This window comes from Phenylobacterium sp. T106 (assembly GCF_057219735.1).
Genome location: NZ_JBXVWA010000003.1, coordinates 233,871 through 258,532 on the forward strand (window position 1 = coordinate 233,871; position 24,662 = coordinate 258,532).

The 24,662-nt window shown below is 70.1% G+C and carries 18 protein-coding genes; 5 read left to right on the top strand and 13 right to left on the bottom strand.

The features are described 5' to 3' along the window. The first annotated feature begins 126 nt into the window (after positions 1 to 126). Positions 127 to 1,386 (top strand): MFS transporter, encoded by a 1,260-nt coding sequence (locus AC2D8W_RS08795; protein ID WP_484671230.1) that lies wholly within the window; start codon positions 127 to 129, stop codon positions 1,384 to 1,386. On the opposite strand, the gene AC2D8W_RS08800 is transcribed toward AC2D8W_RS08795, so the two are convergent. Beyond that, entirely contained in the window at positions 1,376 to 2,164 is a 789-nt protein-coding gene (locus AC2D8W_RS08800) for a calcium-binding protein (protein ID WP_484671231.1), read from the bottom strand. The genes AC2D8W_RS08795 and AC2D8W_RS08800 overlap by 11 nt on opposite strands. Positions 2,165 to 2,599: 435 nt before the next feature. On the opposite strand from AC2D8W_RS08800, the gene AC2D8W_RS08805 reads away from it, so the two are divergent. After that, entirely contained in the window at positions 2,600 to 3,646 is a 1,047-nt protein-coding gene (locus tag AC2D8W_RS08805; RefSeq protein WP_484671232.1) for an alpha/beta fold hydrolase, read from the top strand. On the opposite strand, the gene AC2D8W_RS08810 is transcribed toward AC2D8W_RS08805, so the two are convergent. From AC2D8W_RS08810 to AC2D8W_RS08825, 4 genes are all read right to left on the bottom strand, one after another. Further along, positions 3,643 to 4,422 (bottom strand): terminase small subunit-like protein, encoded by a 780-nt coding sequence (locus AC2D8W_RS08810; protein WP_484671233.1) that lies wholly within the window; start codon positions 4,420 to 4,422, stop codon positions 3,643 to 3,645. The two genes, AC2D8W_RS08805 and AC2D8W_RS08810, sit on opposite strands and share 4 nt — an antisense overlap. Positions 4,423 to 4,892: 470 nt before the next feature. Continuing rightward, a complete protein-coding gene (locus tag AC2D8W_RS08815; RefSeq protein ID WP_484671234.1) occupies positions 4,893 to 5,087 on the bottom strand; it encodes a hypothetical protein in 195 nt (64 codons plus the stop codon). A 293-nt stretch (positions 5,088 to 5,380) separates the two neighbouring features. Continuing rightward, positions 5,381 to 5,779 carry a hypothetical protein gene (locus tag AC2D8W_RS08820; protein ID WP_484671235.1) on the bottom strand — a complete coding sequence of 133 codons (399 nt, stop codon included), beginning with the start codon at positions 5,777 to 5,779 and terminating at the stop codon, positions 5,381 to 5,383. Positions 5,780 to 5,955: 176 nt separating this feature from the next. Then, entirely contained in the window at positions 5,956 to 7,029 is a 1,074-nt protein-coding gene (locus AC2D8W_RS08825) for a helix-turn-helix transcriptional regulator (RefSeq protein ID WP_484671236.1), read from the bottom strand. Positions 7,030 to 7,273: 244 nt separating this feature from the next. Between AC2D8W_RS08825 and AC2D8W_RS08830 the strand changes: the two genes are divergently transcribed. Next, on the top strand, positions 7,274 to 8,125 hold the full coding sequence (locus AC2D8W_RS08830; protein ID WP_484671237.1) for a PEPxxWA-CTERM sorting domain-containing protein: 852 nt from the start codon (positions 7,274 to 7,276) through the stop codon (positions 8,123 to 8,125). A 196-nt stretch (positions 8,126 to 8,321) separates the two neighbouring features. Here the strand turns inward: AC2D8W_RS08830 and AC2D8W_RS08835 are convergent, their stop codons facing one another. After that, entirely contained in the window at positions 8,322 to 9,416 is a 1,095-nt protein-coding gene (locus tag AC2D8W_RS08835; protein ID WP_484671238.1) for a helix-turn-helix transcriptional regulator, read from the bottom strand. A gap of 404 nt (positions 9,417 to 9,820) precedes the next feature. Here AC2D8W_RS08835 and AC2D8W_RS08840 point away from each other — a divergent pair, with 404 nt between their 5' ends. Continuing rightward, positions 9,821 to 12,631 (top strand): helicase C-terminal domain-containing protein, encoded by a 2,811-nt coding sequence (locus AC2D8W_RS08840; RefSeq protein ID WP_484671239.1) that lies wholly within the window; start codon positions 9,821 to 9,823, stop codon positions 12,629 to 12,631. Between the two features lie 91 nt (positions 12,632 to 12,722). Beyond that, entirely contained in the window at positions 12,723 to 14,309 is a 1,587-nt protein-coding gene (locus AC2D8W_RS08845) for a S1C family serine protease (RefSeq protein ID WP_484671240.1), read from the top strand. A gap of 71 nt (positions 14,310 to 14,380) precedes the next feature. Here the strand turns inward: AC2D8W_RS08845 and AC2D8W_RS08850 are convergent, their stop codons facing one another. The 7 genes from AC2D8W_RS08850 to AC2D8W_RS08880 all read right to left on the bottom strand — a co-directional run bounded on the left by AC2D8W_RS08850 (position 14,381) and on the right by AC2D8W_RS08880 (position 24,613). Next, positions 14,381 to 14,632: an EF-hand domain-containing protein gene (locus AC2D8W_RS08850; RefSeq protein WP_293484056.1), complete on the bottom strand. Its 252-nt coding sequence runs from the start codon at positions 14,630 to 14,632 to the stop codon at positions 14,381 to 14,383. A 72-nt stretch (positions 14,633 to 14,704) separates the two neighbouring features. Continuing rightward, positions 14,705 to 15,640: a prephenate/arogenate dehydrogenase family protein gene (locus tag AC2D8W_RS08855; RefSeq protein ID WP_484671241.1), complete on the bottom strand. Its 936-nt coding sequence runs from the start codon at positions 15,638 to 15,640 to the stop codon at positions 14,705 to 14,707. Between the two features lie 3 nt (positions 15,641 to 15,643). Further along, a complete protein-coding gene (locus AC2D8W_RS08860; RefSeq protein WP_484671242.1) occupies positions 15,644 to 16,774 on the bottom strand; it encodes a pyridoxal phosphate-dependent aminotransferase in 1,131 nt (376 codons plus the stop codon). A 35-nt stretch (positions 16,775 to 16,809) separates the two neighbouring features. Next, complete coding sequence (locus AC2D8W_RS08865; RefSeq protein ID WP_484671243.1) at positions 16,810 to 17,616, bottom strand: chorismate mutase; 807 nt, start codon at positions 17,614 to 17,616, stop codon at positions 16,810 to 16,812. Between the two features lie 97 nt (positions 17,617 to 17,713). After that, positions 17,714 to 18,823, bottom strand: coding sequence for a hybrid sensor histidine kinase/response regulator (locus AC2D8W_RS08870; RefSeq protein WP_484671244.1), 1,110 nt, complete (start codon positions 18,821 to 18,823; stop codon positions 17,714 to 17,716). A gap of 214 nt (positions 18,824 to 19,037) precedes the next feature. Then, positions 19,038 to 21,524, bottom strand: coding sequence for a TonB-dependent receptor (locus AC2D8W_RS08875; protein ID WP_484671245.1), 2,487 nt, complete (start codon positions 21,522 to 21,524; stop codon positions 19,038 to 19,040). A 368-nt stretch (positions 21,525 to 21,892) separates the two neighbouring features. Then, complete coding sequence (locus tag AC2D8W_RS08880) at positions 21,893 to 24,613, bottom strand: TonB-dependent receptor (protein ID WP_484671246.1); 2,721 nt, start codon at positions 24,611 to 24,613, stop codon at positions 21,893 to 21,895. Between the last annotated feature and the right edge of the window lie 49 nt (positions 24,614 to 24,662).

Sequence of the window (24,662 nt, forward strand, 5' to 3'; positions counted from 1 at the left end):
GCTTCGCGGTCGGCGGAATGACCGCGTCGGCGACGCGGCCGGGGCGTCGCGCTTGTCCGCCGGGCCGCGGCCTGCCATGCCGCTTCGGGCGAGGGCTCGCGGCCTGGACATGAGCGGGGTGGGGCGATGAACAGCAGCGGCGCAACCGCCCGCAACGCCGCCGGCTTTCCGGCCTACCTCTTCGCGCACGGCGCCTGGTTCCTGGCGTTCGGCGTCCAGATGGTCATCTTCCCCTACCTCGTGCGGGTGGTCCTGCAGGAGAACGAGGTCCGCTTCGGCGTGGCCCAGATGTGCCTGCAGCTGCCCACCACGCTGCTGATCCTGCTGGGGGGCTTCGTGGCCGACCGCGCCGACGGCCGCCGCATCGTCGTCGTCGCCTGCGTCGCGGCCACCGTCACCTTCCTGGGGCTCGGCCTCGCCGTCGCCGCCGGACGGCTCACCTACGGCCTGATGATCGCCTACGCCCTGATCGTGGGCGTGATCGGCGCCTTCGCCACCCCCGCCCGCGACGCGCTCCTCAGCCACGTGGCGCCCGACCCGGCGAACATCCAGCGCGCCGTCTCCGGCGCCTTCCTGGCCCAGTTCGTGGGGCAGATCCTCGGCATGCTGCTCGCCATGGCGACGCCGATCATCGGGGTGACCGCGCTGCTGCTGGGGCAGGCTGGCCTGCTGGGGCTCGCGGGCGTCGCGGCCACGCGCATGCGGCCCCGGGCGAGCGGCGAGCGGCCGCCGCGCGAAGGCCATCCGTTCCGCTTCCTCGGCCGCCAGATCGCCGAAGGCTTCGCCGCCGTGCTCGCCTCGCCGGTGATCGCGCCGGTGCTGCTGCTCTCCATCGGCATGGGCGTCTGCTTCTTCGGCGCCTTCTCGGTGCTCCTGCCGCTCATCGTCCAGGGATACTTCCCGGACACCGCCGACGGCCGCGCGAACCCGGCGATCGCCACCGCCCTCGGCGCCTTCACGCTCTGCTTCTGGGGCGGCTCCACGGTCTCGGCGGTGCTGCTGATGCGCCGCGGCGCGCCGCGCCGGAAGGGCGCGGCCTATCTCGCCGCCCTGGCGTCCGGCGCGCTGGTGCTGCTCGCCTGCGCCCTGCCCATGCCGCTCTGGACCCTCTGCGCGCTGAACTTCGCCTGGGGTCTCGGCGGCGGGGTCGCCATGACCCTGGGCCGCGGCTTCGTCCAGGAACACGCCCCGCCCGAGACGCGGGCGCGGGTGCTGTCCATCTTCACCCTCGGCCAGATGGGCGGCGCGCCGGTGGGCGCTGTCGTCTACGGCGTCCTGGCGCACGCGGTCGGGCCGCGCCTGGCCATCGTGGCGCCGGCCCTGCTGATGGGCGCGATCGTCGCCGCCGTCGCCGCCCGCTCGCGCCTGCTCCAGCTCAGAAGCTGAAGATCCAGTCGCCGGTCAGCGCCGACTGCTGCACGCCCACCAGGGTCATGCGGTCGCCGTTGCCGAGGTCGATCACCACGTCGGCGCCCTGCTGGCTCACCGTGTAGGTCTGGCCCGACAGCACCGCCACACGATCGCCCTCGGCGCGGTTGAAGTCGGTCACCCGGTCCACGCCCGCGCCCGCGAAGGTGTGGAAGATATCGGCCCCGGTTCCGCCGGTCACCGTATCCGAGCCCCGGTCGCCGGAGAGGAAGTCGTTGCCCGCGCCGCCCGCCAGAACGTCGTCGTCGCGGCCGCCTCGGACCACGTCGTCGCCGTCGCCGGCCACCAGCGAATCGTTGCCGGCGTTGCCCTGCACGAAGTCGGCGCCTGCGCCCGCGTCGATGCTGTCCAGCCCGGCGAAGCCTTCCAGCACGTCGGCCAGCCCCGCGCCCGTGAGCACGTCGCTGCCGCCCAGGATCGTGGCCATCAGGCTGTCCAGGTCGGGCGCCTGGGTGGCCGACAGCGGCAGCGAGAAGTCGGTGATGGTCAGCAGGGTCTGGCCGTTGAAGTCCACCCGCAGCCCTGTGAACGCGCCGCCCACCGGCACGCCGCCCAGGACCTGGAAGTCGCCCGTGAAGACCACGTCGAGGGTTCCGTTGATCACCCCGGAGACCGTCGTCCGCACCGCCAGCGTCGTCGCGTTGGAGGTGACGATCTGCGCCTGCCCGATCTGCAGCGCGGCGATGTCGCCGAAGTTCACGGTCGTCGTCGCCGGATTGTAGGTGATGCGCGCCATCGAAACTGCCCCATGCCACTGTGCGCGGCCCGTCCCGCGCCGGCGCCCTGGGTACAGGCGCCCGCGGCCCGCAGCTTCCCCCGATCAGGGGTGGCGGAGCCGTTGCAGATTCGACGGCCCCCCTGCGGCCGCCGCAGGCGCTCGGTTGAACCGCGGAGGACGCAGAGAAGACGCAGAGCGCGCAGAGATCTCCGCGCCCTCCGCGCCGCCTCCGCGATCTCTGCGGTTGAACGGGGCGGCTCTACCGCCCCTCACGCCCGCCCGGCTTACCCCCGCAGGGAGGAGCAGCCGAAGGCGGCGGAGGTGGCCCGCCGGGGCGCCGGCGACTCTTCACCTTGCGGCGGAAGACCACGGGGCGGCGCCGACCCCGTGGGCCTGGACTTCCCCGTCGTCGCCCTGCGAAGGTGCCGAGGACCCACGCCAAGGACCTTCGCCATGAACGACGTGCCCGCCTCCAAGCTCGCCCGCGACCCGCGCATCGATCCGCGCATCAAGGCGGTCTTCGGCTGGCCCGACCGTCCGCCCGTGGGCGACATCGCCTCGCGCGAGGCCCTGATCGCCGAGGCCAACACCCCCGCGGCCCTGGCCGCCGAGGCGGCCATGCAGGCGCTGTTCGACGCGTGCGACAGCGAGGCCAACGCGTCGAGCGCCGGCCTCTCCATCCGCCGCGAGACCTACGTCTCCCAGCCCGACGGCAACACCATCCAGGCCGCGGTCATCCGCCCCGACACGGCCGAGCGCCTCGCCTGCGTGGTCTACCTCCACGGCGGCGGCATGCAGTCCATGAGCGCCTTCAACGGCATGTACGCGTCCTGGGGCCGGATCATCGCCGCCGCCGGGGTCTGCGTGGTGATGCCCGACTTCCGCAACGCCCTGCGGCCGTCGTCCGCGCCCGAGGTGCTGCCGTTCCCCGCCGGCCTGAACGACTGCGTCTCGGCCGTGAAGTGGGTGGCGGCGAACGCCGAGGCGCTCAACATCGACCCCGGCCGCATCGTCGTCGCCGGCGAGAGCGGCGGCGGCAACCTCACGCTGGCCACCGGGCTGAAGCTGCTGAAGGACGGCGACATCGGCCTGATCCAGGGCCTCTACGCCCTGTGCCCCTACATCGCCGGCCAGTGGCCCCACCCCGACAACCCCTCGTCCGTCGAGAACAACGGCCTGCTGCTGGAGCTGCACAACAACCGCGGCGCCATGGCCTACGGCATCGAGCAGCTGCACGCGAAGAACCCGCTGGCCTGGCCCGGCTTCGCCACCGAGGCCGACGTGCGCGGGCTCCCGCCGGTGGTCATCAGCGTCAACGAGTGCGATCCGCTGCGGGACGAGGGCGTGAACTTCTACCGGCTGCTCCTGCGCGCCGGCCAGCCCGCCCGCTGCCGCCAGCTCATGGGCACGATCCACGGGACCGAGATCTTCTCCATCGCCTGCCCCGAGATCAGCCGCGACACCGCCGCCGACCTCGCCCGCTTCGCCTGCGGCGGCTAGGCGCGGGCAGGGGGCTCGCTCACCCCAGCCGCGCCCTGGCCGTCGCTCAGCGCCGGAGCCTCCCCGTCCGGGAACAGCTCGCGCAGGCGCGCGCGGCCCGTCTCGTCCACGTACTTCTCGAACCGCCGGGCGCGGAACACCACCTCGGTGGGCTCGCCACGCGCCGCCACGGCCTCGGCGCTCTCGTGCGGCACGGCCCGGAACCGCCCGAACCGCGAGGGGTCGAAGCACGCGCTCATCCAGCGCATGTGCAGGAGCTGCACGTGCGTGGCGAACGCGGTCTGCGGCGTCACGGCCCGCATCGTCTCCCAGCTGTCCTCGCAGATCCGCTCGGCCACGATCGCGCGGGCCTCGCGCATCACCGCCGCGAATTCCGGCCGCTCGCGCCGCCACTTCTCCACCAGCCCCAGCGACGGCATCTCCGGGTCGTCGCAGATGTCGCGCAGCCGCTGGCCCTCCGACACCCGCCGGCACACCTCCATGGCGGTGTAGGGACACCACTTCGGCGGATGCCCGCCGCGGCCGTGCCAGCCGGCCGCCCGCCGCGCCCGCTCCATCGCCTCGCCGAACTTGGGCAGCGCCTTGCCCCAGGCCGTCACCGTCGAGCGGTGCGGCATGTCCGCGTCGCGGCAGATGTTGCGCAGGTTGTCGCCCGACTCCAGCCGCGCGCAGATCCGCCGCGCCACCGTGGCCGAAAACCGCACCGCATTCGCCGGCCCGCCCATCCGCCGCAACAGCCCCCGCTGCGGCGGCCGCGCCAAAACCTCCTCTTCCATCCGAGGCCCTCCTGCTTCTGTCCGGAAACGAAAAGGGCCCGGAGCCGCCCGCAGGCGCACCACCGAACCCTGCCCATAACCTGCCGGAAACGTGTCGCGGAGTCAAGAACAAAAATAGAACATTCCGCCCCCTGCTCCTCCCCCGCGCGCGGGGGAGGGGGACCATCCGCCGAAGCGCGGATGGTGGAGGGGGCGAGCCCCAAGCGCTGAGCGCGCCGCCCAGGGCCGCCGCTGCGGCGCCCAAGGGGCGCGGAGCCCCCCGTCAATCCCATGGTTGATTGCGAGCCTTGGGGCCGAGCCGTGTCAAGGACGCGGGCAGCCTGCCCGCGCCGCGCCGCGGCGAGCCCTGCGGGCTCGTCCTTGAGACGGCTCGGCCTCAAGGCAAACTCCGTCCATGGATTGAAGGGCCCAAACCGGCCGCCCGCATCGCTTCTTCCCCGACGAAGAGCGGATAGTGGAGGGGGCGCCCCCTAGGCCGCCGTATGAACCCGCCAGACGCCCTCGCCCTCGGGCGAGGCGTCGAAGTTCACCCCCAGCTCCCGGAACGCCGCCACCAGCGCCCGCAGCGTGGTGACGTGGGCGCCGATCGGCCCCCGGATGCTCTCGAGACGCTTGATCGTCTCCACGCTCAGCCCCGTTTGGGTGGCGAGGTCCACCTGGTCCATCCTCAGGATGGAACGCGCCGCGCGGATCTGCTCTCCCGACAAGATATGCAACTCAGCCCCCGTGTCATCAGCAGTGCGACATAGAACTCATATCGCGGGAATGTAATCCTGTTACCTCGACCTGATTACCCAAATTGGGAGAAAGTTTTCCAGATGAAAACGTAAACGATCGGTTATCCTTAACTCGCCTGGATCGACAGTCTTCCGGATACTTACCGTAAGTAGGTCTGCACCTTCCGGCGTCCGAACGCTCATCAATACAGAGTGCGCCCGAGACGCGACGCCCACCCCGATCACCCCTGAGCCTCCGCCGGGGCCGCACCGCCCCCTTCCTGGACCGGAACCGGCGAATGCTGGTGAAACGCCAGCTTCCACCCGTCGGGCCGGCGCACGTAGCCCGAGCTGACCAGCGCGGCGTAGGGCTGGCCGTCGGCGCGCGTCACATCAGCCCGGTAGCTGATGATCGCCACCTCTCCGGCCTCCAGCAGGCTCCGGCCGCTCATCCGCAGGTCCCGCCACCGGTTCGAGGGCGTCGCCGTGGCGGCCACGTCCGTCCGGTCGAAGACCCCGTGCATCTCGCCGGCCTGGGGAAAGGCCAGCAGGCAATGCGCGTCCAGATGCGCCAGGAAATGCGCCTCGCCCAGCAGCCAGAACCCCTCCTCGATGCGGTACAGCTCGGTTTCCAGCGTCATCGGCGTCCCTCCTGCCTCAGCAACCCCGGACACCACCCCCAGGTTTCCCACCCGCCGCATCTCCCCCGCAAAGCGGGGAGGGGGACCATCCGCCGAAGAGCGGATGGTGGAGGGGGCGAGCCCCGGGCGCGAGGTGGGCGTCGCGTCTCGGAAACCTGCGCACCTGCGGAGGACGATCACCTGTCGTCGGGCTGGGCGGGGATGGCCAGGTTCGACAGGAGCGCAATCAGCGAGGACGCGCGCCGTTGGCCGGTTTTGGCCAGTATGGCGCGGACGTGTGTGCGAACGGTCAGGAGCGACAGGTTGAAGCGTGTGGCCAGCTCGGCAGGGCTGACCCCCTCGGCCAGCCCCCTGGCGATCCGGCTCTCAGCGGGGGTCAAGTCGAAGAGCGCCTGAAGCAGATCGAGGCCTGGAAACGGCCCCGGGCGGGCTTCGCACAGCAGCGCCAGGATCGCGGAGTCGCCAAAGATGTCCTGCCCCGCGCGACGAATGGGCACGAGGTGAAGCACGGCTGGAGGATGCTGATCGTTGCCGGGCAGCGGGATCGAGCGACTTCCCCATCCGCCCTGGTCCAGTCGCTGCAGGGCGTCCAGCAACAACCTGTCGGCGTCGGGGTCGTCCAGCCGGAGGCGCTGGCGGTGGTCATAATAGCGGCCGCCGAGGTCGGCCCCGAAGGCCTCGTTGGCGCTTCGCAACACGCCGCGCCGGTCCAGGACGCCGGCGGCGGCGCCGATGCGCCCGAGGGCGTTCACGACCGCCCGGTCGCGCTGTCCGTACAGTTGCGACGCCAATGCGGCGGCTCTCGCGAGGTGTGGTCGCAGTCGATCGAGTTCGGGGACCGCCGCGCGGCTTTCCGGGTGGCCGGCAAAACCCTCCAGGCTCAGCACGACGGCGTCGTCCAGGGCCCCGCGCAGCAGCGTCCCGACGCCCGGGAAGGCGCCGAATGGCATCACCACCTCGGTGTAGTAGGGCAGGTGGCGGATCTCTGCGTCGGTGTACATGTCGGAATCCGACAGGAAGCCGGCATGTTGTCGGCCGACCACACCCTTCAGTCGCGGGTTCTCGCGCAATAGCGGATGGCCGAACATGAAGTCCAACTCCGCCTGGGTATGTCCCACCGAGACGTTGCCCACACCGTGGGGTGTGATGCGGAAGAGGTGGGCCACCTTGGCCCCATGACGGTCCTTCAGGGCGCTGAGCACTCCTGGCCACATCTCCGGGACCGCGGCCGCCTCATAGATTCTGTCCAACAAGTCTTCCACGCAACGCGCCGTTTCGGTTGAAGCGTCGCCAGACTATGCGCACGGGCTGTCTGGGATTCGCTAGAGGCATCCGGTTAGGGATCCTGATGTCCCCGTGATCCTACCGGCAGCCTCGGCATCTGCGTGGCCGGGCATCTCTCCGCCTACCCAATACTGGGTATGCGCCCCGCGCCGCCGCCCCTTAAGCGTGGGCCGATGCCGGCCGGGCCGGCGCTCGCGCCTTGGGGGGGCAATGCAAAAGCACCTGTGGGTTTCGTCTCTGATCGCCGTCGGCCTGTTGGCCGCTCCCGCCGCCCAGGCCGGGACGTTGTTCTTCAACACCGACACGGGTCTATACCGGTTGAACAGGACCACCGGCGCCGCGACCTTCGTCGCCAACAACGGAGTCTTGCAGCAGAACGTGGGTCTGGCGGTCGGCCCGGGCGACACGCTTTTTGCGGCCTCTCCCGGCGCCCCGGCCGCGCAAGCCCAGATCCTACAACTTGACGCCGCCGGCAACCAGATCGCCAGCTTCGGCCTGCCCCACGTCGGCGGCTTCTTCTATCCGCCGGAAGGCCTCGCCTACGACCTGGCGACCAACCGCCTCTATGCCACCACCGACGGGGTGCTCGCGGTCTACAGCTTCAACGGGAGCGCGTTCACCACCGTGACAAGCGACGTCCGGGCCGGGGATTACGAGGGCGCGGATATGGGCAACGGCCGCCTCTATACGCTCTCGAACGCTGGCGCGCTCTACGCGACCAACCCCGCTACGCTCGCCCGCACCTTTATCGGCAGCATTGGCGTCAACGCAAACGGCGCCGGCCTGGCCTATGACTCCGACCTCGGCACGCTCTTCATGGTGTCGAACCGTGACCGCAACCTCTACCGGATCGACCCCACGACAGCGGCGGTGACGCTCGTCGGTGCAACGGGCCTGGACAGCACGGTTGGCGGACTGGCCTACGCTGCGGGGATCGCCGAGCCGACGCCCGGCGGCGTGCCGGAGCCGTCTGCCTGGGCGCTGATGATCCTGGGTTTCGGGTTTGCCGGCGCAACCCTGCGCCGCCGGCGCCCCTGCGGCGCCACATCCCGCGCCTGCTGAGCGGCGGAGCGCCGCCCGGCCACACGCCGCCCCAGGCATCGCGATGCCCAGGAGCCTGGGGGGGCGGTTAAGGATACACTTGCCCAGCCCCCGCCCCAGGACCCTGGACCTGTCACCGCAATCCCCGAGCACTCGTTGGGTACACCCGGTGCACGGTCGTACCCAAAGTCGGGTAGCGACCTCGCAACTGGCCATTTTAGGTGTGCGACAGCGCGAGGCCGGTCAATATCTGCACCAGCTCCACCTGCCGTCGAACGCCGCTCTTCGAGAGCAGGCTGCGGACATGGACGCGGATAGTCTGTTCGGATGTACCGGTGGCTCGTGCAATCTCAGCCACTGTAGCGCCGGCTGCGAGGGTCCGCGCAACGCGGGCCTCCGCCTTGGTCAGGTCAAAAAGCGCCTGAAGGAGATCGACTCCGGGGGGCGCCCGACGATCCGTCGACGTCAGCGTCAGAAGAACCGCACCGGACGTGAAGATGTCGCGCGCCAGTCCGGAGACGGGCACGACGTGGAGGACCCTGGCGGCTGCTGTCTCGGTCGCCGGCATGGCGATCGAGCGCCCGACCACCTCTCCGACCTCTACCGCTCGAAGCACACGCTTCAGTAGGGCGTCCGCGCGGGCGTCCCCGAGTCTTACGCCGGCTCGAAGGTCGAAGACCTCAGCGCCCAGCCGGTCCCCGAAGAGGCTGTTGGCGGCAAGCAGCTTTCCGCGCACCGACAGCATGGCGGCCGGCACATCGATCACTTCGAGGGCCGCGACGGCTGCCCGCGCCTGTTCCATTCTCAATTGGGCGGACAAGGCTGCCGCGCGGGCCAAGTGCGGCCGCAACGCATCGAGCGTCGGCACGCTGGCGAGCATCGCCTCATGGCTGGGATAGCCTTCGATGGTGAGAACAAGGTCTTCGAACCCGGCGCCGAGGATGGCCGTGCCCGCGGCGGCGAAGTAGCCGCGCGGATGCAGAAAGTCGGTGAACATCGGCAGCGTCCGCAGCTCGTCGGCTGTGCACACGTCCAGGTCGGTATCGAACCCTGCGGTGCGGCGTCTCAGAATGTTCTGGGGACGGGGATTCTGGTCCATGTATCCCGCGGCGACAAAATCACTGCCCATCGCCAACTCGTCGCGTGATCCCACCATCCGGGCCCCGCCAATGTTGAACAACAGGCCGCCGCGGGCGCCCACGCCCTGACCCAGTTCGCCGAGAATGGCCGGCCACGCTTCGGGAAGGGCGGCTGCTTCGTAGATGCGCGTCAGAACGTCGGGATTGAGGAGGCGCGAGGAGGGTTCAGACACGCTCGAGACCGCTGTCCATGCTGGGTTCCAACCAGACGTTCACCGAACTTGGTGCGTCGAGGCAACCCGCTTCCCCTCTGCAGTGTCGCGTCCAGTGCATGGAGACCAATCGCTACCCCCCAACCCTGCCGCCCCGCTGCCCGACCGGGCAGGGAGGCGTCCTTCGATCCCATGGTTGATTGCGAGCCTGGGGGCTGAGCCGTGTCAAGGATCGCGCCTCCGGCGCGACCGCGCCGCGGCGACGCCTGCGGCGTCGTCCTTGAGACGGCTCAGCCCCCAGGCAAACTCTGTCCGTGGGATTAAGGGCGCAGTGTGGACGGTCCGTGTTGTTCCACCGCCGAACTTTCGCGCCCACCCTCACCGTTCCCATTCCGTTCCCAACGATTCTGCGCTAGCCCAGGGCGGTGTCCGCTCCGCCGCCTGCCCTGGCCCTCGCCCCCGCACTCGTCGTCCTGCCGGGTCCCCGCTGCGCGCTCGCGCCCCCTGAGGGCCCGGCCGCCCAGATCCGTCCCCCGGACGCGCGCGACCTTCTGCAGTCGGCGCCGGTGCTGGTCGCCCATGCGGCGATGACGGCGCGGCGCCTGGGCCTAGCCCCGCCGCCGCGCACGCCGCGCATCTTCGACGTCCTGGAGCTCTTCGCCTTCGTGCGGCCCGCGCGCTTCACCGCCCCCAGCGCGGCGGGCCTGGCCCAGGCGCTGGACCTGCCGGCGCCCGCGGGCGGGCCAGAGCAGGCCGCCAGCCTGCACGCGGCCGCGCGCGTGCTGCTGGCCGAGCTGGCGGCGGCGCCCACGCCCAGCCGCGAGGAGGCGCTGGCGCTGGCCGAGACCCTGGCGCGGGCCGGCTGGCCGTGGGGCCCGGCGGCGATCGGCGCGCTGCGGTCCCAGCCCGCCGGCAACCAGTTCCGCTCGTCCGGCCTCGACGTCTGGCAGCGCATTCCCGAGTGGGAGGCCGAGGCGCCGCCCGGCGAGCCGGGCAGCAAGCCCGTGGCGCCCGAGGCGGCCCAGGCGCGGCTGCGTTCGCTGCTCGAGACCGCCGGCCTCGACGAGGCGCGGCCGGCGCAGCGCGAATACGCCGCCGAGACCGCCCACGTCTTCGCCACGCGCGAACGGGAGGGCGAGCCCAACATGATGCTGGCCGAGGCGGGGACCGGCGTGGGCAAGACCCTGGGTTACCTGGCGCCCGCCTCGCTGTGGGCCGAGGCCAACGGGCCGGCGGTGTGGGTCTCGACCTACACGCGCGCGCTGCAGCGCCAGATCGAGCGCGAGAGCCGCGCCGTCTACCCCGACGCGGCGGTGCGGGCGAAGAAGGCCGTGGTGCGCAAGGGGCGCGAGAACTACCTCTGCCTACTGAACTTCCAGGAGCAGGCGAACGCGGCCCAGATGGGCGTCGGGGTTTCGGGGGGCGGCGACCTGGTGGGCATGGGGCTGGCGGCCCGGTGGGCGCGGGCCACCCGCGACGGCGACATGACCGGCGGCGACTTCCCGGCCTGGCTGCCGACGCTGTTCGCCACGCCGCCCGCGGCCCAGGCCTCGCCCGCCAACCTGGTGGACCGGCGGGGCGAGTGCGTCCACGCCGGCTGCCCGCACTACCGCGCCTGCTTCGTGGAGAAGGCGATCCGCGGCAGCCGGCGCGCGGACCTGGTGATCGCCAACCACGCGCTGGTGCTGAGCCAGGCGGCGTTCGACGGGGCGCGGGCGGCGCGCGGATCCAAGGGCGACGCCGAGACGACGCACCTGAAGCGCATCGTGTTCGACGAGGGGCACCACCTGTTCGACGCGGCCGACTCGGCGTTCTCGGCGGCGCTGTCGGGGCAGGAGGCGGCCGAGCTGCGGCGCTGGATCCGGGGGCCGGAGGGGCGGGGACGGCGCGGGCGGGGCCTGGAGAACCGGCTGCTCGACATCCTGGGCGACCGGGAGGACGCGCGCGAGGCGCTGGCGCGGTGCATCGGGGCGGCCTCGGCGCTGCCGGGGGAGGGCTGGAGCGGCCGGATCGCGCCGCCGACCGGGGAGGTGAACCCGCTGGGGCCGGTGGAGGCGTTCCTGGTGGCGGTGCTGGAGCAGCTGCGCGCGCGGGCGGCGCCGTCCGAGGTGGGCATGGAGTGCCAGGCGCGGCCGGCGCTGGACCTGGTGCGCGACACGGCGCGCGAGGCGGCCGCGGCGCTGGCGGCCGTGGAGGCGCCGCTGCTGGCGCTGGCCCGGGCGCTCGAGGACGTCATGGACGCCGAGGCCGAGACGCTCTCGGCCTCCGAGCGCGCCCGCATCGAAGGCGCCCTCCGGGGCCTCGACCGCCGCGCCCGCATGCAGCTGCCCGCCTGGCGCGCCATGCTGCAGGCCATCGACGAGGGCGCCGAGGACGACCCCGACTTCGTCGACTGGTTCGACGCGCACATGATGTTCGGGAGGGTCGTCGACGCCGCCTGCCGCCGCCACTGGATCGACCCCACCGAGCCCCTGACCAACGCCGTGATCGCCCCTGCGCACGGCGTGCTGGTCACCTCCGCCACGCTGGCCGACCCCACGCTCGAGGACCCCTTCGCCCTGGCCGAGATGCGCACAGGCGCCGCGCGCCTGCCCGAGCGTCCGAAGACGCTCAAGGTGGCCTCGCCGTTCGACTACGCCGCCAACGCCCGCGCCCTCGTCGTCACCGACGTGAGCAAGGACGACGCCCGCCAGATCGCCGCGGCCATGCGCGAGCTGTTCCTGGCCGCAGGCGGCGGCGGCCTCGGCCTGTTCACCGCCATTCGCCGCCTGCGCGCGGTGCACGAGCGGATCGCGGCCCCGCTGGCCGATCGCGGCCTCGCCCTCTACGCCCAGCACGTGGACCCCCTCGAGGTGGGCGCGCTGGTCGACATCTTCCGCGCCGAGGAGGACGCCTGCCTGCTGGGCACCGACGCGGTGCGCGACGGGGTCGACGTGCCGGGCCGCAGTCTGCGCCTGCTGGTCTTCGACCGCATCCCCTGGCCGCGCCCCGACATCCTGCACAAGGCCCGCCGCGCCCGCTTTGGCAACAAGAGCTACGACGACGCCATCGCCCGCGCCCGCATCGCGCAGGCCTTTGGAAGGCTCATCCGCAGGGCCGACGACCGGGGCTGCTTCGTCATGCTGGACGCGAGTTCGCCCACGCGGCTGTTCTCCGGCCTGCCTGAAGGGGTTGAGCTGAAGCGGGTCACCCTGGTGGAGGCGATCGAGACCGTCGGCGCCTTCCTGGCTGCTTAGCCGCGCGCCATCTGTCAAGCTATCCGTTCGCTTAATGTTCTCGCCGCGCGCTGCGTGCTAAGGCCGAGCTTTCAATCTGGAGGCGTGTGCCGTGTTTCGCAGTTTGCTGACCGCGCTGGTCGTCGGGCTCTTGGCGGTCGCCGGACCTGTGGCGGCAGACGAGAGCGCACTCAACAAGGAGGGCTTCTGGACGGTCGGCCGCGGAGAGAGCGACAGCACCAGCTGCCTGGCCACCTTGGAGGCCGAGTCCGGCCAGGTGTTCATGCTGCACGCGGAAAACGGAGCTCTCGCGCTCGCCGTGGGTGGAAAGCGGCCGCTCAAGGGCCGACGGGCGGCGTTCTCGACTGAAGCCTATAGTTTCTCATTCACGCCGGCCTTCGGCCGCGGCGGCGTACTGGTGAGCGAAGAGGAGATGAACGAGAGCTCCATCGCGGCGCTGCGGCTGGCCCGCGAGATCGCCGTCAAGCTCGATGGCCGCGTAGTGTTCAGCGCCGATGTGGAGAAAACCGGGCTCGAGGGCGCGCTCGACGCCGTCATCGCGTGTTCGAAGGGCCAGCAGGGGTGGTGGGGGGCCGGCGTGGCCTCGCCTTCGACCGCGGACGTGCGGGGGGCGCTCAATCCCGAGGGGTTCTGGCGGGTTCGCGCCAACGCGGAGGAGGAGTCCTGCACCGCCTACGCCGCCATGAAGGGTGGACCCGCGATCGTCCTGGTGACGACCAAGGAGGGCACCTCCTTCGGGGTCAGCGCCAACAAGACCCTCAAGCCGGGCCGAAAGGGACTCTTCTCGACAGAGGCCTATGCTTTCGACTTCGAGCCGTCCTATGACGACAACTACCTCTACCTTGACGGCCCTATCGGCCAGAAAGCGCTGGCGGCGCTCCGGCTTGCGCGGGTGCTGCGGATTTCCGTGGATGGACGGCGGATCGCAGATATGACGCTGGAGGGCTCCGGCGTGGATGGCGTGCTCGACGCTCTGGTCGACTGCGCGTCCGGCGAAGATGGATGGTGGGGGCCGGGTCTCGGTTCCGAGGGCGCGGACGCCGCCGGGAGCTCGGAGGACGATGCCGGCGACGGCAGCGGTACGGGATTCTTCATCTCGGCCGACGGGCTCGCCATGACGGCGGCCCACGTCGTCGCGAACTGCAAGGCGGTCGAATCTCCGCGTTGGGGCGCCGTCAAAGTCGTCGCGCTCGACAAGCGGGCCGACCTCGCCATCCTTAAGACGTCGACTGCGGGTGGCCAGTTCCTCATGCTGCGCGATCGCGGTCCGCGGCTCGGAGAGTCGCTCACCGCGGGCGGCTATCCGCTGGGCGGCCTCATCGGGTCAGGCCTGAAGATCACCACGGGCGTCGTGAGCGGCCTGAGCGGCCCCGAAGGCGACCGCAGCCTCGTCCAGATCTCGGCCCAGATTCAGCCAGGCAACAGCGGTGGCCCCGTGGTCGATGCGAACGGGCGGCTGATCGGCGTGACGGTGTCCAAGCTAGATGAGGTAACCCTCTTGCGAGCCACCGGCGAGTTCCCGCAGAACATCAACTTCGCGGTCCCCGTGACCCTGCTGCAGGCCTTCCTGGATGAGAACGGGGTGGCCTACAGGACGGTGGGCGGCGCAGGCGCTCCGAACGGTCCCGCGGCCGCGCCTCTGACGAGTGTCACCTTCAGCTTGGTCTGCCGGCGCTGAACGTCGAGCGGCCCGGGGGCGTCCCGCGCCCCCACGGCTCAGTTCGGGGTTGGCAGCGGTGTTCGGGCGCGTCAGCCTCCGCGCTGGCGCATCGCCGCCATCGCGGCCTCGAGCTCGGCGGCGGTGACCTTGCCGTCCTTGTTCGCGTCGATCAGGTCGAACCGGTCGGCCTGCCGCCCCGCCGCCGTCCATTCCGCCTTGTCGACCGCGCCGTCGCCATTGGTGTCCCAGCGCTTGATGAGGTCGGCCGGGGCCGGCATCTGCGCCTGTGCTGCGCCCGCGGCGGCCAGCAGGGCGGCAGCAGCAAGGATCGTGTTGCGCATCGAGTGTCTCCAGCTTGTGTCGCCTGATCTCGCGCCACGCCCATTGCGGCCGTGTTTCGCGATTGTGGCGCTTCAGTGCTTCCCGCGGTCGCGCCCGAAGTTGGGCTCGGCGCTTTCCTGCCCCATGGCGACGATGCCGCGGCGGATCTCGCGGGTGCGGCTGAACAGGTCGAACAGCTTGTCGCCTTCACCCCAGCGGATGGCGCGCGACAGCGCCTGCAGGTCCTCGGTGAACCGCCCCAGCACCTCGAGCACCGCGTCCTTGTTGGTCAGGAACACATCGCGCCACATGGTGGGGTCCGACGCGGCGATGCGGGTGAAATCGCGGAAGCCGCCGGCGGAGTACTTCATCACCTCGGCCTCGGCGACGCCCTCGAGGTCGTGAGCCGTGCCGACGATGTTGTAGGCGATCAGGTGAGGAAGGTGGCTCGTGATGGCCAGGACCAGGTCGTGGTGCTTGACCTCCATCTCCTCCACCCGGGCGCCGAGCGCCGTCCAGAAGCGGCTGAGCCGGTCAACGGCCGAGCGATAGGCCGCATCGTCGCGCTCCTGCGGCGTCAGGATCGTCCAGCGGTTCTGGAACAGCTCTGCAAAGCCGGCGTCGGGGCCGGACTGCTCGGTTCCGGCGATGGGGTGGCCGGGTACGATGAAGACGTCTTCGGGACACGCCGCGGCGAGGGCGTCCGCCACATGCGCCTTCACCGAACCCACGTCGGTCACCGTGGCGCCCGGCTTCAGTCCGGGCGCCGCCGCGCGCGCGGCCGCCTCCATCGACATCACCGGGACAGCGAACACCACCAGGTCGGCGTCGCGCACCGCCTCGGCCGGGTCGGACGTGACCACGTCGCCGAGCCCCAGCTCCAGGATCCGCGCCCGCGCGGCGTCCGAGGTTTCGGCGATGGCAATCTCGCCGACCGCTCCGCCGGCCTCGCGCGCGGCGCGCGCCACAGACGAGCCGATGAGGCCGCAGCCGATCACCGCCATCTTCGCGTAGATCGGCTCGTTCATTCCTCAGCCCTTGATGAAGTCGGTCAGCGCCTCGACCAGCGCGCGGTTGTGCGCCTCGAGACCGATCGTGATCCGCAGGTGATCCGGCATCCCGTAGTTCAGGAGCCGGCGCGTCAGCAGGCCCCGCGCACTGAGGAAGGCGTCGGCGTCCGCGGCGGTCCGCCCCGGCCTGTCAGGGAAGCCCACGAGCACGAAGTTGGCGGCCGACGGCCCGACGACCTCGAACCCGAGGCCGCCCAGCTGCTGGGTCAGCCACGCGCGCCACTGGTCGACGTGAGCGATCGACCGCGCCTGGAACTCGGTATCCTTCAGCGCCTCGACGGCGGCGAGCTGCGCGGGGATCGACACATTGAACGGGAGCCGGATCCGATCCACCGCCGCAGCGATCGCGGCCGGCGCATAGCCCCACCCCACCCGCAAGGCGGCCAGGCCGTGCAGCTTCGAGAAGGTGTGCGTCACCACCACGTTCTCGGACGTCCGCGCATAGTCGAGGCCGTCGTCGAAGGCCGGATCGTTGGCAAACTCGCTGTAGGCCCCGTCCAGCACCAGCACCACGCTGGGCGGCAGGCGCTCATGCAGCCGCCGCACCTCGCTGAATGGGATCCACGTGCCGGTGGGGTTGCCGGGGTTGGCGAGGAAGACGAGCCGTGTCCGTCCGTCCACGCACTTCAGGATCTCGTCGACGTCGATCCGGTAGCCCGGTTCGCGGGCGCTGCGGACCTCGGCCTGGCACGCGCGGGCGCCGATCGCGAAGGCCGCGAACGCGTACTCGCCCTGCACGATGTTGTCGCCCGGCTCGAGGAAGGTCTGGTTGAGCAGCGCGAAGACCTCGTCCGACCCGCATCCGAAGATCAGCCGTTCGGGTTCGAGACGGTAGTGTTCCGCGATGGCGTCGCGCACGATCGTCGTGCGGCTGTCCGGGTAGACGTGGAGCTGGCTCGCCGCGGAAACATAGACCTCGCGGGCCTTCTCGCTCGAGCCGAGGACATTCTCGTTCGCGCTGAGCTTGACCGCTTCCACACCGCTGTCGGCCTTGGCCTTGCCGGGGACATAGGCGTGGATCTCCATGATCCCGGGCTTGGGCAGCGGGCGGGCGGCGCGGGCCCGATCATCGGGTTCGGAGGTATGGGTCATGGGGGTTCGTTTCAGATGAAACCAATCTGGACGCTCTACACGTCCAGCGGCGCTGGCGCAGCCCCAATCACGCCTGCGAGGCGCCCCGGCGCGCGGGCGAGCCGCGCATCCTCGGCCTGATAGAAGCCTGCCAGGCCGAACAGCTTCAGACCGCCCGCCTCGGCCAGCAGCTCGGCCGCAACCCCATCGCGTGAAAGGGCGTCGATGACGGCGTCGGCTGCGCCCGCGGCATCGGTGACCCAGAAGGTCACGTCCTCGCCGGTGGGCTCCACGGCGACCTCGGCCACGGCGAGCGCCGACAGGGGACCCCAGGCGCCCAGGCACGGCAGGGCGGCGAAGACCTTTAGGCGGGGTTCGGCGAGCAGCCGGCCCCACCAGGCGCTGTCGGCCGTGAGCGCGCAGATCCCGACGCCGCCGCGGGTGCGCGCCGCGGCGACCGCGTCCTCGGCCTTGGCGACCTGCACCATGGGAGGGGCGGCGCCGAACCTGTGACGCGCCAGCTCGACGGCGCGGCCCGGATCCTTCCCGCCCCAGACCGAAAGATGGAACGGGCCCTGCGAGGCCAGGCTGTCGCCGATCAGCTCGCGCCATATGCGCACGATCAGCGCCGGACTGGCGGCCCGCCGCTCGGTGGCGATGAGCCGCCGCAGGATCGCCGCCTCGCGGCCGGGTCGAAGCCCGAACTTGTCGCCGTCGCCGGCCGCGCGCTTGGCCTCGGCGACCACCCGGGCGAGCGCAGCCCGCTCGTCGATGAGGCGCAGAAGCTCAGTGTCCAGCGCGTCGATGCGCTGGCGCACGGCCTCCAATGAGGGCGGCTGAGCCGCCGACTTCGCCTCGGACATAATCCAACCCCGAAACAGCAGCCCGCGACCTATGTCATTGCGGACGCCCGTGCAATAGCGGCGCCCAGAGCAAGAAAGTTGCAGTTGTAACGGGGCTTTAGGCCGCCGCGGCCGCGGCGCCGGGCGCCAGCGCATCCTGTAGAGCCTGGAGCAGGTGCTCGGGCTTCATCGGCTTCTCGACGACGCCGTTCATGCCGGCCGCGAGATAGCTCTCCGCGTCCTCGGGGTCGGCGTTCGCGGTCAGGGCGATGATCGGCGTCTGGGCGACGGGACCGGGAAGCGCGCGGATCGCGCGGGTGGCGGCGACGCCGTCCATGCGCGGCATCTTGATGTCCATGAGGATCAGATCGAAGCGGCCTGAGCGCGCCGCCTCGACGGCCTCCTCGCCGTCCTCGGCCGCCTCGCTCGTGCAGTCGAACATCTCGACGAGGGACTGCGCCACCATGCGGTTGGTCGCGTTGTCGTCCACCACGAGGATGTGGGCCGGACGGCCTGCATCCTCGGCAGGAGCCTCGCCCGCCGCTTCCACGACCGGCGCGAGCCGGATCTCGAAGGCGGCCGTGTCGGAGGCGCCGGCGTTGGCTTCCCGCCGCAGCTGGCCTTCCATGCCGGCGAGCAGGCGGCGCGAGAGCATCGCCCCGATCGCCGCCTCCAGCCCCAGCCGACCCTCGATGCTGCGGATCCGGGCCTCCACGTCCTGCTCGTCCCAGCCGCCGTCCCGAGGGCCGCGAACCCGACCCAGGAGGGTCACGCCATCCGGGCCGGAGCGCGCCTGCAGGCTGGCTTCCACGGCGCCGCGCGCCTGGGCGCCGACGGCTTCGCCGATGAAGCCGTCGAAGATCTGCAACAGGCGCTTGCGGTCGGCCATGGCCGCCGTTTCGGGCTCGCCGTCATACGACACCAGCAGCGTCACCCCGGCCGCCGCCGCCCGCGGCTGCCAGCGGTCATGGATCTCGTCCATCACCTCTCGGAGCCGGATCGGCTCGAGGTCCAACTGCACGTCCTTGGAGGTGGTCCTTCGCAGGTCGCGCGCAGCGTCCAGCATGCGGCTGACGCCCGCCGCCGCCTCGGCCACGCTTGCCAGGCACGCTTCGCCATCCGCCGTCAGCCGCTGGCGGGCCAGCTGCTCGGTCAGGGCGATCACGCCGTCCATCTGCTGACGGATGTCGGCGGTGACGCGATCGAAGAAGAAGTCGGGAAGCGACATGACCCGCCGGCGCGACGAAACTGAATACTCATTCTGAGTGATAGCGCTTGCCCATAGGTTAAATCCGGGCAGCGGGTGCGTGCATTGCGCTGGCCGGCAGGCGCCTGGGGCTCCAGGGGCGGCCGCGCCAGAAAGAACAAGGGCGGCGGACCGTGAAGGTCCGCCGCCCCAAGGTCGACGCGAGCGGGAGAGAAGGTCGCGTCAGATCAGAGGTTTAGAAACGCACCTGCAGCTCGGCCCCGTAGGTGCGCGGCTGGATCAGGCCCCGCGTGATGGCGGTCCGCGTCTGCGTGATGTTCGGCGCGACGCCCGAGCCCGGGACGTCGAAGATCGCCGTCGGAGTCGTCGATCCGTTGGACGTGAAGCCGTTCTGATCGAAGGCGTTCTTCACGAAGCCGATGATCGTGAAGCGGTCGTCGGCGTCGTTCCACAGCACCCGGAAGTCCGTGGTGTCGTAGGCCTTCACCTTGTTCGCCGCGCTCTTGAACGGCTGGTAGTAGGTCTCGTCGGTCCAGGTGTAGGTGGCCGACAGGATCAGCGAGCCAGGCGCGAAGTCGAAGGTGTAGTTCGCATTGCCCGCGAACTTGTGCTTCGGCGACTGGTAGATGCGCGAGCCCTTCAGCGTCTGGAACACCAGCCGCGTGCCGTTCGAGATCACCGAGCCGCCCGCGGGGGTGGCGTTGGGGTCAAGCGCGCCCGGGTCGGCGGGATCGTAGAAGCAGCAGCCCCGGGTGATCTCGGTGTGCAGGTAGCCATAGCTGGCCGAGAGGTCGAGCGCCCCGATCGGACGCCACACCGCCTCGAGTTCCAGGCCGTAGGCCTCGGCGTCGACGTTGACGAAGTTATTGGACGCCGCCGTGCCGGCCGGGTTCAGCTGCGACAGGTTCAGCTGCAGGTCCTTGTAGTCGTTGTAGAAGGCGGCGGCGTTCACCTGGAGCCGGCGGCCGATGGTCTTCTTCAGGCCGAGCTCGAAGGCGTCCACCTGCTCCTGGTCGGCCTGCGGCTGCGGGGCCAGCGTGCCCAGCAGGAAGCCGCCCGACTTATAGCCGCGGCTGTACTTGCCGTAGACGAGCGTGTCGGCATCGGGGGTCCAGTCGAGGTTCAGCGTCCCGGTGACGGCGTCCCAGCTGTCCTTCAGCGCGCGGAAGTTCTGCACGCCCGGTGTGGCGGGATCCGCGTCGGTCGACACGTCGAAGGCCGCAGCGCCGAAGGCGATCGCCGGCGACAGGATGATGAGGCGCTGGAACTCGGTGCCCGACTTCTTGTCCTTGGTGTAGCGGAGGCCGGCCGTCAGGGCGAACTGGTCGCTGAACTCGTAGGTGGCCTGGCCGAACACCGCGTAGGCCTTGGAGTTCAGCGTGGCCTGGGCGTCGAAGAAGTTGCGCAGCGGGTTCGCGGCCGCCGGCGTGCCCGCCAGGGTCAGCGGCGTAGCCAGCTGGACCTGGTTGGGGTTGGCGAGCTGGATGCGCTGACGGTACTCCTCCTCGTACTGGTAGAGACCGAGGATCCAGCGCAGGGGCCCGTCGCCCGTCGAGGTGAGGTTCACCTCGTTCGAGTAGTAGCGCTTCTTTTCATTGAAGTCGGTGGTCTGGGTCGGGAAGTAGGGGACCGCCATGCCCGGGATGGCGATGGGACCCGTCCGGCTCGTCCCGTCGTAGTCGCCGCCGGTCTGGAAGTTGTACTGCTGGAAGCCGCCGATGTACTTCAGCTCCGCGAAGCCGAGGTCATAGGTCACCGTCGTGGTGAGCAGGTGGTTGCCGCGCAGCTGGCCGTAGCCGTCGGTGTTGGTGTTCATCACGTAGGGGTCGGTGACGCCGGGATTCGGCGTCGCGTAGCCGAACTGCGGGTTCGGCTGCAGGGCGCCGATCAGGCCGAACGCGCGCGTGGTGTCGTAGGGCGTGACCAGGTTGTTCAGGCGGTCGCCAACGCCCAGGGTGTCGTCCCAGGACGAGCGGTTGTAGCGGGCGAAGATGGACAGCCGCTCGGTGGGCTCGGCCTCCATCATGAACTCGAAGTAGGTGCGCTTGATGGTCGCGCCCTCGTTCGCGGGGCCGATGTTCTTGATGTAGCCGTCGCGCTGGTGGTCCTGGCTGCCGCCGACCTTGAAGCGCAGGTTTTCCGCCACCGGCAGCGAGACGACGGCCTCGATGCGCGTGCGGTCGTAGTTGCCGTAGCTGGCGCGGATCTCGCCGCCGAACTCTTTCGCGGGCCGCTTGGAAACCTGGTTGATCGCGCCGCCGATGGCGTTGCGCCCGTAGAGCGTGCCCTGGGGCCCACGGAGGATTTCGGTGCGCTCGATGAAGAGCGGCGTCTTGAACAGCTCGGACGACGAGGCCGAGTAGAAGCCGTCCGAGTACGACGCCACGCCCGGGTCGTTGCCGATGTAGAAGGTGTTGCGGCCGGCGCCCCGCAGGCTGACGCGGTCCGTGCCGGAATAGTTCATGCCGGGCGTGAAGTTCACGAAGTCCTGGATGCCGGTGATCCCGCGAACGTCACGGCTCTCCGACGTGAAGGCGGACACCGCCACCGGGACGTCCTGCAGCGACTGCTCACGCTTCTCGGCGGTGACGACGAGTTCCTCGACGACCGCGCCGCCATCGTCGGCAGTCTGCGCCAGGGCGGGGAGGGCGATGGCCGATAGGGCCAGGAACGAGGCGCTGGCGGTCAGGGCCGCGCGAGCCGGCGTGGTTTTGCGAGACATGAAGGTCCTCCCGGGGTCCGCGCTGCTCACGCGCCGAGCCCCGTGTTTCTGCTGATTGTCGGAACGGGCGCGGGGAGGCGCACCGGGGCGCGGACCCTCAGGGCGCCGCGGTCAAGCCGTCAAATGGAATGCCGTGGCTGCAGCATGACTTTCGGACGCACTGTGGCCGAAAGACCGCATTTTCGAATTGCGAGTACAATTCCGGACGCAGCTCCGCGATCCTTTGCCGCATAAGGGTTCGGCGAACGCAGAAATCCCAGTCGCCCCATACCACATCCTCAAAATCGGAGAGCCGGTGTCCACCTGGGCATGAAAACGGGGCGGCGGATCGCTCCGCCGCCCCGGTATGGCGTCAAAAGCCGCTGTGGTCAGAAGCGGTACTGAAGCTCGATGCCGTAGAGCCGCGGCGGGGTCAGCTCGTAGTTGCGAGCGCCGTTACGGAACTGGTCGGAGGGCACCAGCGGATTGTTGTTCCTCTGGGAGGCCGCGACCGCCGCCGCGTAGCCCTCGGTGTCGAACGCGTTCTTCACGTAGGCAATGACGGTGTACTTGTCGTCCTCGGGCTGCCAGATGGCGCGCAGGTCCACCTGATCCCAGGACGGCGCGGCGTTGTACTGGCGCTCGAACACGTTGGCGTACGACTTGGAGCGGTAGAGGTAGGTCGCGCCGAACGTCAGCTTCCCGGCGTCCATGTTGAACGTGTAGAGGCCGTTCAGGGCCAGCTTGTGCTCAGGGGCCTGCGGCAGGGCGTTGCCCACCACGCTGACCGCGCCGGTGTTCACGTTGTCGTTCACATCGACGAGCAGGCTGCTCTTCTTGATGTTGGTCGGGTTGTAGCCGTAGTCCAGGCTCAGGCGCAGCGCCTCGGTGGGTTGCCAGATCGTGCTCAGTTCGACCCCGTAGGACTCGGACTTCGCGATGTTCACGAACTGGGTGACGTTGGTCGCCCCGACGCGCACGGCGACCGGAGCCTGCAGGTCGCGGTAGTCGAGGTAGAAGGCCGCGACGTTCACCTGCAGCGCGCGGCCGAAGTTCTTCTTGAGGCCGATTTCGTAGGAGTTGACCGTCTCCTTGTCGGCCTTGGGCACGGCCAAGAAGCCGCCCGCGGAGAAGCCGAACGCCTTGTAGCCTCGGCTGTAGCGGGCATAGGCCATGGTGTCCGGATCCGGATCCCACTGGATGCCCGCCGTGCCGGTGACCGCCGACGAGGTGTCGCTGAGGTCGCGGCTGGCGACGCCGTTGGGGCCGATGACGTACTGGCGGCAGACGCCGGAGACGCAGACCGACGGCGTCTTTACGCCCTCGATCAGTCCCGCCGTGCTCTTGGGCGCAAGCGTGTCGGTGAGATCGAAGGCGCCGTTGCCGAGAGCGCCGAGCGGCGCCAGCGCATTGCCGAGGCCGAAGGCCTGGCCGACCGCCGGCAAGGCGCTCAGGTTGCCCAGCAGGCTGCCGTAGTTGGCCGCGGTCCCCGGACCCAGGGACCCGAGGCCGAGAGCCGCATAGAGGCCCGGGTAGCAGGCGTCCGAGTTGCAGACGATCCGCCGGAACTCGGTGCCGAACTTCTTGTCCTTGGTGTAGCGCAGCCCGCCGGTGATCTTCAGCGTCTCGGTCGCTTGCCAGTCCACCTGGCCGAACACCGCCTTGCTTCGGGTCGTCAGCGAGTAGTTGCCAGTCGACCAGAAATTCTGAGGGTTCGGGGCGGCGCCGAGCACCGGGGTCTGCAGCGAAGAGGGGCCGACCAGGAAGAAGTCGGCCGTGCTGCCAGTCCCGGTGTATTCCTCGTTGTAGTAGAACGCGCCGACGATCCACTGCACCGGCCCGTCATGTGTCGACGAGATGTTGATCTCGTGGCTGAACCAGGTCGGGTACTCGAAGTAGTGATAGCCATTGTTGGCGTTCACGGTGAGCGGCGAGCAGTTCACCGTCGACCGTCCGGCCGCGAACAGGGCGGCGACATTGCCGCAGACCGAACCGGGGGCCAGCGGAATCTGGTACGACAGGACGTTGGTGGCGTCGGTGTCGCCGTAGAGGTCGTACTTGTACTCCTGGATGCCGCCCACATAGCGGATGTCGACGGTCGGCAGGTGGTAGACGAAGTTGGTCGTCAGCGAGTTGACGTCGCGCAGGCGCACCCGCTGCGGGATGTTCGTCTGGAAGTCGCGGGAGTCGTCGAGCGCCGGGTTCGTGTTGATGCCCGTTCCGACGGTGCGCAGGCTGCCCGGCACGATGCCGTTCAGGCCGGTCTCGGGCGTAAAGGCGTGGGCCGAGTTGTAGACGATCGAGAAGTTGGGATCGGTGCGTCCCGTCTCGTAGCGATCCCCGAGATAGCCCGAGCGCGCGCCGGGGCCGCCGCGGTTGTGCCAGACGAGAGTCTTGTACGACACCCAGAGGTCGGCGTTCTCGCCGAGGTCGGCCTCGATCTGGAACTGCGCCTGGTACTCGTCGCGCTTGCTGCCTTCGGACGGGCCGCCGGCGATGTTCGTGAAGTAACCCTTGCGCTGGTCCAGCTTGTAGCCCGAGAAGCGAAACCGCAGCTTGTCGTTGATCGGGCCCGAGACCGCCGCCTGCAGGTTGGTGAAGCTGTAGTTCTCGGCGATGGCCCGGACCTCGGCGTAGAAGTCCTCGGTCGGCCGGCGCGAGATGACATTGACGGTGCCGCCGATGGCGTTGCGGCCGTAGAGCGTGCCCTGCGGACCGCGCAGGATTTCGACACGGTCCACATCCAGCGGCGGGCCGCCGGCCAGAACCGTCGACGTGGTGAACAGCGAGTCGATGTAGATCGACACCGCGCCGTCCACCGAGTGCACGTTGGTCAGGCGTCCGATGCCGCGCATGCTCGCCCGGTCGTTCGACGACTGGTAGACGAAGCCCGGCGTGAAGTTCGTCAGGTCCTGAACCGTGTTGATGCCGACGATGTCGCGCTGTTCGCTCGTGAAGGCCGAGATCGCGACCGGAACGTCCTGCAGACTCTGTTCCCGCTTCTCGGCGGTGACCACCAGTTCCTCGATCAGGGTCGAGCTGGCGCTCTGCGACCACGCGGGGCCTGCGAGCGCGACGAGGGCCGCCGCGGATGCGCCAACGGCCAGCAAGCTCCGAAGAGCGTGAGTTTCCGACATCAATTTCCTCCCAGCGCGTCCA